Genomic DNA, 9,362 nt, shown 5'->3' on the forward strand with positions numbered 1-9,362 from the left:
GGTGCTGTCAGTCCAATGCGAACCCGTCTCCACTTGGCGAGGTTCGGGCTATGGGGTTCGCGACTCAGGCAACGAGGATTTGCCACTCAGCCAGGGCGGCTGAGCGGAGGGTCTTGTAGGTCTGTCGGTCAACGAGATGGCGGTCGAGGTTGAAGTGGTTATGGACATTGGCATGGACCGAGGCGAACTTCTGGAGCGTCTTCATTCGCCTGAACCGTAGCATCGCCCGTTCTCGTCGTCGGAACGGGAGATGACTATTCTCGACCCTGTTGTTGGCCCAGCGGCCGACCTCGCGTTTGTTGCTGTTGCCTAGCTCGGTCATCGCGGCGCCGTAGGAGCGGAGGCCATCAGTGGTGATCGCCTCTGGCGAACCGTGGCGCTTTAGTGCCTTCTTCATGAACGCAAGCGCTGCCGCCTTGTCGCGCGACTTCGTGACGAACGATTCCAAGACCTCGCCCTCCTGATCAACCGCCCGCCACAGGTAGTGCGTCTCGCCGTTGATCTTCACGTAGACCTCATCGAGATGCCATTTCCAGTGCCGGAAGCCACGCATCCGGCTCACCCGCTGCCGCCGAATGTCGGCAGCGAACAGCGGGCCAAACCGGTTCCACCACAGCCTTACGGTTTCGTGGCAGACGTCGATGCCCCGCTCGAAGAGCAGGTCCTCAACATTGCGCAGCGATAATGGAAACCGCACATACATCAGCACCACGAGGCGGATTACCTCGGGCGAGGATTTGAAATAGCGGAACGGGCTGGCGGGCTTGCGCGGACGAGGCATCCCCCGCCCCTACCCTGCTCTGACTACCGGTGCATTAGCTTTGACAGCACCCGCCTGGGAGCATGAGGGCATTGTCAAAGCAAATGTACCGCCATTTGCCAGATTGGTTAGCTGGTTCTGCGACGAAACTTCGATCTGTTTTCTGACCTTATTTGGTCTTAGTTTGTATCGGCAGATTGCTAGCGCCCACTCAACGCTGTGAGGCAAAAATCTCGGCCACGAACCAAATGCTGGTTAGTTTGACAGTACCCTCAAGCATTCAATCCAACCACCCCTCACTGACCGGATATCCGGCTTCTGGTGAAATTCGAGCCCGAAATCGTTCCCCGACGGTATCGGTCCATGGACAAACCTCGAATAGCGGCCGTGCCCTCGCGGCAAGTATCGCTTCTTCCACGGTCGCAGAACCCGCCAACAGATGCAGATTCAACTTCGTTGAAAATAGCAGGTCCCGTTCGCCGCGATCGGACAATTCGAGCGCCAGGGCAGGTTCTATCCATTCGGCAGCTACCGTTTCTCGCCCATCACACCAAGTCTGATGGATTGAGGGCGCTCTCGCGATGAAGAACCGCGTATTCCAGCGTTTCAGCGCCGTTTCCGGAGTTGTCCAATGAGCAAAATGTGCCACCGTATCGAGTTCAAAACTGGCAGCCAGATGGTCCATGAGATCCGCGAGAGGGCGCTCGCCAGGATAGTGCCGATCTAGCGAGAACTGGCCTGACGCACGCAGAACGCCGGTTTCTTCCCAGCATTCGCGCAAGCCAGCAATACGCAACGCAATGTCTTGCCGGTCGAGACCCTCGGCGCCGCTGCAGCGCGCAAGCCATTCTTGAGACCAATCTTCAGGTTCGACCCCTCCGCCCGGGAACACCTGCTTCGATGGGAACGATCCTGCTTGACCTCGCTTGACCATCAGAACTTCAAGAGGACCATCTCTGACCAGCAGCACCGTCGCTGCAAGTCTTGGCTCTGCAATATGAGGCCCTTCTGGCGCGTCCACGTTCAATTCAACCGCAGGTGAAGCTGCCGGATGTAGCCGCCTTCTCCACAAGGAGGCTTGCTGGTTCAATTCCCATTGAGTTAAGCCCCTCGATTATCTTCGCAAGGCCAACTGTATCTGCCCAGTACATTGGACCCCCGGTATAGACCGGCCAGTTGTAACCCAAGATGCAAGCGACATCGATATCACTGGCTCGGATCGCGATGCCTTCTTCCAATACCTTTGCCCCTTCATTCGCCACTGGATAAAGCAGTCGTGCTAAGATCTCAGCGGTAGCCGAATGGCCTTTGTTGGCGACACCCCTGTTGGCCGCGAAATCAGCGATCACATTCGCAGCAACCGGACTTGGCGAAGCGACGCGCTTGTCATCATAGTCGTAGAACCCGCCGCCATGCTTTTGGCCGAGCCGGCCAAGCTTGACCAGATCGCCCTGCAGGCTGCGCTCGTTCGAACCGCGGCCGATCACATCGAGACCTACCAGATCACCCATGGCGAACGGACCCATGGCAAAGCCGTAGTCGTAGATTGCCAGATCGATTTCTTGCGGGCTGGGGCCTTCGAGCACCAGCTCCATCGCCTGGCGACTGCGCGGGCTCATAACCCGGTTAGCGATGAAGCCTGGCCCGACGCGGCTGACCACCGGAACCTTGGTGATGGTCTTGGCGAGCTTCAGTGCAGTGGCTAGAACAGCATGTGAAGTTTGTGCCCCACGCACGATCTCGAGCAACCGCATTACGTTTGCGGGGGAAAAGAAGTGCAAGCCGATGACGCTTTCAGGCCGCGATGTGCCCGCGGCGATCTCGTCGAGGTCGAGGAACGAGGTGTTGGAGGCAAGGATTGCACCGGGTTTTGTTATAGCATCAAGCTTCGCAAATACCTCGCGCTTGATCCCTAAATCCTCAAACACGGCCTCGATTATCAGATCGGCATCCTTGAATTTGTCGAAGTCCAGCGTCGGCGCAAGTAGCGCCATGCGCTGTTCGACTTGCTTGGCAGACATTCGACCCTTCGCTGCGGATCCCTCATAATTCTTGCGGATCACAGCGACGCCGCGATCGAGCGCAGCCTGATCGCGCTCGATCAGGGTTACCGGCAATCCCGCGTCCAGGAAGTTCATCGCGATACCGCCGCCCATAGTGCCGGCTCCGACCACCCCCACTTTACGAACCGGCAGGGTCTCGGTGTCCCTGCGCAGATCAGGCACCTTGGCCGCCTCGCGCTCGGCAAAGAAGTAATACCGCTGGGCCGCACTCTCGGTGCTGTTCATTAGCTCTAGGAAAAGCGCGCGTTCGCGCGCAATACCTTGCTCGAACGGCAATTCGGCGGCGGCCTCGACTGCCTTTACGATGTTGAATGGCGCTTTGAATCCGCGAAAGGCGCGGGCGTTCTTCTTGAGATAGTCGGCATAGACGTCGGGCCTGCCGCGGTATGGCTCGACCATGTCCTGCCGGTCGCGCACCCTGAGTAGCGGGTCGCCTTGTTCGATCAGCTTACGGGCAAAGGCGATTGCATCTTCGCGCAGCCTGCCTTCTTCGGCGAGTGCATCGATCATTCCCAGTTCAAGCGCCTTCGTGGCCGGTACCGGCGCACCGCCTGTCATCAAGTCGAGAGCAGCTGGAATGCCGACAATGCGTGGCAAGCGCTGTGTGCCGCCGCCGCCAGGCAGCAGGCCTAGCGCGACCTCGGGCAGACCAACTTTTGCCGACGGGACGGCAATTCGATAGTGGCAAATCAGGGCAGTCTCATAGCCGCCACCGAGCGCGGTGCCGTGTATCGCTGCAATCACCGGCTTGCTGCCATTTTCGATGATGTCGAACACGTCGAGCATGTTCGGCCCGCCAAGATCCTTGCCGAATTCGGAAATGTCAGCTCCGGCGATGAATGTCCGGCCAGCACAAATCAGTACGATCGCCTTGACGCTGTCGTCGGCAGCGAACTCGCGAAAGCCTGCATCGAGCGCAATCCGGGTGTGTACTGACAGCGCGTTGACCGGCGGGTAATCAATGGTGAGGACGCCGATTCCGTCGACAATTTCCGTAGTCCCAACCTGGTTCATGCGGCGTGTTCCTTCAGCAGCCCGTCCAGCGTCACGCCCAGCTCGCTGGGTGAGGGCGAGACGCGGATCCCGGCGGCTTCCATCGCCGCGATCTTGTCTTCCGCGCCGCCTTGCCCGCCCGAGACGATCGCGCCCGCATGGCCCATCCGGCGGCCCGGAGGGGCGGTCAGCCCGGCGATGAATCCGACCATCGGTTTCTTGCGGCCCTTCTTCGCTTCGTCAGCGATGAACTGCGCGGCTTCCTCTTCGGCCGAGCCGCCGATCTCGCCGATCATGATGATCGACTTGGTCGCATCGTCGGCCAGGAACAGCTCGAGCATGTCGATGAAGTTGGTACCGTTGACCGGATCGCCGCCGATCCCGACCGCAGTGGTCTGGCCCAGTCCGATCTGGCTGGTCTGGAACACCGCTTCATAAGTCAGCGTGCCCGAGCGTGAAACCACGCCGACCGAGCCGGCCTTGAAGATCGAACCTGGCATGATCCCGATCTTGCATTCGTTCGGGGTCAGCACGCCGGGGCAGTTCGGGCCGATCAGCCGCGACTTGCTGCCGGTCAGCGCGCGTTTGACCCGAACCATGTCGAGCACCGGAATGCCCTCGGTGATGCAGACGATAAGCTCGATCTGCGCATCGATCGCCTCAAGGATCGCATCGGCCGCGCCCGGGGGCGGCACGTAGATGCAGCTGGCAGTCGCGCCGGTCGCCGCCTTGGCTTCGCCGACCGAGTCATACTGCGGCAATCCGATGTGCGTCTGCCCGCCCTTGCCGGGAGTAACCCCCGCGACCATCTGCGTGCCATAGGCCAGCGCCTGTTCGGTGTGGAACGTGCCGGTGGCACCGGTCATCCCCTGGGTGATGACCTTGGTGGTCTTGTTGATGAGAATGGACATGCCTCAGATGCGCTCGATGATGATCGCCGGGGCCATGCCGCCCGCAGCGCACATCGTGACCAGACCGTAACGCCCGCCGGTCCGTTCGAGTTCGTCGAGCACGGTGCCGATCAGGATCGAACCGGTGGCGCCAATCGGATGGCCGAGCGCGCAAGCCCCGCCGTTGACGTTGACCTTGTCGCGATCGAGCTTGAGGTCGCGAATGAATTTCTCTGCAACCACAGCGAAGGCTTCGTTGATTTCCCAGAGATCGATGTCCTCAACCTTCAGGCCCGCCTTCTCGAGGACCTTGCGAGCTGCTGGAACTGGTGCGTTGAGCATAAGCGTCGGATCATCGCCCTGATTGGCATAGGCAACGACGCGAGCACGCGGCTTGAGGTTGTGCTCCTTGGCATATTCCGGCGAGGTGATCAGGATCGCGGCAGCGCCATCGACCACTCCGGAACTGTTTCCGGCATGGTGCACGCCGTTGAACTGAAGGTCGGGATACCGGCGTTGGATCTGCTTGCGGAAGGTCACTCCCTCACCAAGATCGAAATCGGCGACGCCGTCGAAGCTGGCCTTGAGATTGGCTAGGCCTTCGGAGGTGGTTTCAGGGCGAGGGAATTCCTCGTGATCGAGCGCGACGCTGCCGTCGTCATTGAAGACGGTGACCAGCGACTTGTCGAACCGGCCTTCACGGATGGCGCGATCGGCGCGTTCCTGGCTGACCAGCGCCAAGGCATCGAGCTCTTCGCGCTTGATTCCCTCGATTGCGGCAATCGCGTCACCGCAGACGCCTTGATGGCTTTGCGGGTGGACTGCATCGAGTGCGGGGTTGCCCGAACCCATGCCGAGCGGCTTGAGACCCGCATTGGCCTCTTCCGCGCCGAGCTGCGTGGTATAACTCATCATTTCCGTGCCGCCCGCGATCACGCAATCTTCCATGCCCGACATGACCGAGGCCGCCGCCATGTTGACCGAGGTGATCCCGCCGCCGCAGAAGCGGTCGAGGGTGGTCCCACTGGCCGAGATGTCATAGCCCGCCGAAAGCGCGGCCATCCGGCCCAGGTCTCCGCCCTGCTTGCCCTTCTGAGTTGATGTCGACCAGACGATGTCGTCGACCGAAGCCGTGTCGAGATCGTTGCGGTCCTTGATTGCTTTCAGGACAGTTGCGGCGAGATGCTGAGGATGTAGGTGCGACAGCGCGCCTTTGCCCGGCTTGCCAACCCCGCGCGGAGTGCGGACTGCGTCGATGATGTATGCTTCGGCCATGAGAAATACTCCTTGAAATGGCTCAGGCCAGCATGCCGCTAAGGCGCTGGCGGATGATTGCTTCGGCGTCTGCGACAATGCGCTTGAGCAGGACCTGGCAAGTCGGGATATCGTGGATCAAACCCTGGACCATCCCGGCCCAGAACACGCCCTTGGACAAGTCGCCGGTTTGCAGCAATTCTCGCCCTGCAGTCCCTGCAACGAGTTCTTGCACGTCGGAGAACCGGGCGCCGGGTTCTGCCAGCCGGCGCACGACTTCTTCAGACACCGGGCTCTTGCCGACCCGGGCGGTGTTCTTGAAGTTGCGGAAGATCAGAAAGCTGCCGCGCTCGTCGTTGTCGAGGTAGGCCTGCTTGACGTTGTCATGGACCGGGGCTTCGACAGTGGCGCAGAAACGCGTGCCCATGTTGATGCCGTCGGCGCCCAGCGCGAGCGCCGCAGCGAGCCCGCGTCCATCGCCGAAACCGCCCGAAGCCAGCATCGGAATTTTCACCTTGTCGGCCGCCGCAGGGATCAGGATCAGGCCCGGGATATCGTCCTCACCGGGGTGCCCGGCGCATTCAAACCCGTCGATGCTGATAACGTCCACACCGGCTTTTTCGGCCGACACGGCATGCCGCACCGCAGTGCATTTGTGCAGGATCTTGATCCCGTGCGGGCGCAGTTGCTCCCAGATTTCGCGGACCGCTGGTGTACCGGCGGTCTCGACCACTTTGATCCCGCTGTCGATGATCGCCTGGGCATAGGCCTTGTAATCGGGAGAATTGATTGTCGGGAAGACCGTCAAGTTTACCCCGAACGGCTTGGAGGTCATGCTGCGACACCGCTCGATCTCGTCGCGCAGCGCCCCAGGCGAAGGCTGGGTCAGCCCTGTGAGCAAGCCGAGTCCGCCTGCGTTGGACACGGCGCTGGCCATCTCGGCCACGCCAACGCCCTGCATCCCGCCCTGGACGATCGGATGCTCGATCTCGAGCAATTCGGTAATACGCGTCTTGATTGCCATGGTCCGGGTCCTTTGTTTCAATAACTGCGCGGCAGCCCAAGCACGTGTTCGGCCAGGTAGCTCAGGATGAGGTTAGTGCTGATCGGGGCGACCGTATAAAGCCGGGCTTCGCGGAACTTGCGTTCCACGTCGTATTCCTCGGCAAAGCCGAACCCGCCGAAGGTCTGCACGCACATGTCGGCGGCGGCCCAGCTTGCCTCGCTGGCGAGCAATTTGGCCATGTTGGCCTCGGCTCCCGGGTTACCGCCCTGATCGTATGTTTGCGCCGCGTGATGCACCATCAGCTCGGCGGCGCGCATCTGCGCGTAACACCGCGCAATCGGAAACTGGACGCCCTGGTTCTGCCCGATCGGCCGGGCGAACACGCTGCGGTCTTTGGCATAGGCGGTGGCCTTCTCGATGAACCACTTGGCATCGCCGACGCATTCGGCCGCGATCAGGATGCGCTCGGCATTCATGCCCGAAAGGATGTAACGGAAGCCCTTGCCCTCTTCGCCGATCAGCGCGCTGGCGGGGATCCGCAGGTCGTCGAAGAACACTTCGGTGGTCGAATGGTTCATCATCGTACGGATCGGTTTGATCGTCAGCCCGTTGCCAAGCGCTGCGCGCATGTCGACGAGGAAGATCGACAGCCCCTCGGTCTTGCTCGCTGCCTGTTCGCGCGGAGTGGTGCGAGCGAGAAGCAGCATCAGGTCTGAATGCTCGGCGCGGCTCGTCCAGATCTTCTGGCCGTTGATCACATAGTGATCGCCGGCTCTGACCGCGACGGTGCGCAAGGACAGCGTATCGGTGCCACTGGTCGGTTCGCTGACCCCGAAGGCCTGCAGCCGCAGCGAGCCATCGGCGATGCCGGGCAGATACTGCGCTTTCTGCTCAGCCGAGCCATACCGCAGCAGCGTGTTCATGATGTACATCTGTGCGTGCGCGCTGGCGCCGTTGCAGCCTGAGGACTGGATTTCCTCCATAATCACCGCCGCGGCATCGAGCTTGAGGCCCGAGCCGCCGAACTCTTCGGGGATCAGCGCGGCAAGGAACCCGGCCTTGGTCAGCGCATCGACGAACTCGCCGGGATAGGCACGTTCACGGTCCTTGGCGCGCCAGTATTCGCCGGGAAACTCGGCGCACAGCGCCTGCACCGCGCGGCGGATTTCAGCGATGTCCTCGCCCTCGGTCATGCCGGGATCTCATTGAAGGGCACACCCTTGTCGGGCCGGTGGTCCTGCGGCAGGCCAAGGATCTTTTCGGCGATGGTGTTCAGCAGCATCTCGTCGGCGCCGCCCGCGATCCGCCCGGTCGGCGCGTTGAGCCAGCTGGTCGACCAGTCTTCCTTGACCGAGGCATGAGCATCGAATGCAAGTCCGAGATTGCCCTCAAGGTCAATTGCCAGTTCGGACAGCTTCTGACGGCTGCGAACGGAGACCAGCTTGTTGAGTGAACCCTCAGGTCCAGGCTCCATTCCTGCCTGCATCATCTGCATTGCGCGGGCGGTGATCGACTCCAGCCCGGCCCGCATGGCATGATTTCGGGCAATTGCCGAGCGAACCCGCGCATCCTTGAGCGCAGGCCGTTCGTTGATTTCAAGGTCGCGGACGTGTTCGATGAATAGATCGAGGTGAGGGCCAAAGCCGCCGCTGTCGGTCGCGCTGTAACGCTCGATCATCAAGGTGGCCATGGCGACCCCGAAGCCGCCGCCGACCGGGCTCATCCGCTGCGAATCCTCAAGCCGGACGTCGTCGAAGAACACTTCGTTGACGTGGCTGTCACCGCCGGCGAGTTTGATCGGGCGAACTTCGACTCCCTTGGCCTTCATGTCGACCCAGTAGTAGGTCAGGCCTTTGTGCTTTTGCGCAGCTGGATCGGTTCGTGCAACAATCACGCCGTAGTCGCTGTATTGGGCCCAACTGGTCCACAGCTTCTGGCCGTTGAGCTTCCAGCCGTTGCCATCCTCTTCGGCGCGGGTGCGCAGGCCGGCAAGGTCGGACCCGCCAGCGGGTTCGGAAAACAGCTGGCACCAGATTTCCTCGCCCTTGAGCGCTTTGAGAACCCGCTCCTTCATCCATGGCTTGTCTTCGCAGAAACGGATCAGGATCGGCACCGGCATCCCCAACGAAATGCCGAAATATCCGGTCGGCATGCCAAAGGCCATTTCCTCGGTATCGAACAAGACCTTTTCGATGTGGCTCAGGCCCTGCCCACCGACTTCCTTGGGCCAGTTGATCCCGGCAAACCCAGCATCGAAGCGAGCTGCCAGATAGCGTCGACCCAGCGCGAGATCGTCGGCTTCCGACAGGCCCCGGCGGGCATCGCGGCCAAACTGGCCCGCGACTGTTTCGAGCCAGCTGCGGGCCTTGGCCTGGAAGGCATCATAATCGCTCATG

General features: G+C 61.2%; 8 protein-coding genes. All 8 read right to left on the reverse strand.

Annotated elements, in window-relative coordinates; translation table 11 throughout:
• Positions 1 to 64: 64 nt before the first annotated feature.
• The gene (locus Q0L62_RS04365) at positions 65 to 781 is read right to left on the reverse strand and encodes an IS6 family transposase (protein ID WP_296676947.1); all 717 of its coding nucleotides are present in this window, start codon (positions 779 to 781) and stop codon (positions 65 to 67) included.
• Between the two features lie 259 nt (positions 782 to 1,040).
• Positions 1,041 to 1,850: an NUDIX hydrolase gene (locus Q0L62_RS04370; protein WP_296676950.1), complete on the reverse strand. Its 810-nt coding sequence runs from the start codon at positions 1,848 to 1,850 to the stop codon at positions 1,041 to 1,043.
• Positions 1,789 to 3,837, reverse strand: coding sequence for a 3-hydroxyacyl-CoA dehydrogenase NAD-binding domain-containing protein (locus Q0L62_RS04375; RefSeq protein WP_296676951.1), 2,049 nt, complete (start codon positions 3,835 to 3,837; stop codon positions 1,789 to 1,791). The genes Q0L62_RS04370 and Q0L62_RS04375 overlap by 62 nt, the downstream gene beginning before the upstream one ends.
• A complete protein-coding gene (sucD, locus tag Q0L62_RS04380) occupies positions 3,834 to 4,727 on the reverse strand; it encodes a succinate--CoA ligase subunit alpha (RefSeq protein WP_296676954.1) in 894 nt (297 codons plus the stop codon). The genes Q0L62_RS04375 and sucD overlap by 4 nt, the downstream gene beginning before the upstream one ends.
• A 3-nt stretch (positions 4,728 to 4,730) precedes the next feature.
• Positions 4,731 to 5,981: an acetyl-CoA C-acetyltransferase gene (locus Q0L62_RS04385; protein WP_296676956.1), complete on the reverse strand. Its 1,251-nt coding sequence runs from the start codon at positions 5,979 to 5,981 to the stop codon at positions 4,731 to 4,733.
• Between the two features lie 22 nt (positions 5,982 to 6,003).
• A complete protein-coding gene (locus Q0L62_RS04390; protein WP_296676959.1) occupies positions 6,004 to 6,984 on the reverse strand; it encodes a nitronate monooxygenase family protein in 981 nt (326 codons plus the stop codon).
• 17 nt (positions 6,985 to 7,001) lie between these two features.
• Positions 7,002 to 8,159 (reverse strand): acyl-CoA dehydrogenase family protein, encoded by a 1,158-nt coding sequence (locus tag Q0L62_RS04395; protein WP_296676963.1) that lies wholly within the window; start codon positions 8,157 to 8,159, stop codon positions 7,002 to 7,004.
• Positions 8,156 to 9,362 (reverse strand): acyl-CoA dehydrogenase family protein (locus Q0L62_RS04400; RefSeq protein WP_296676966.1); only part of this gene is annotated, 1,207 nt, incomplete at its 5' end. The genes Q0L62_RS04400 and Q0L62_RS04395, both read right to left, overlap by 4 nt.

The sequence above is a fragment of the Novosphingobium sp. genome, assembly GCF_024642085.1.
Lineage (GTDB): Bacteria > Pseudomonadota > Alphaproteobacteria > Sphingomonadales > Sphingomonadaceae > Novosphingobium.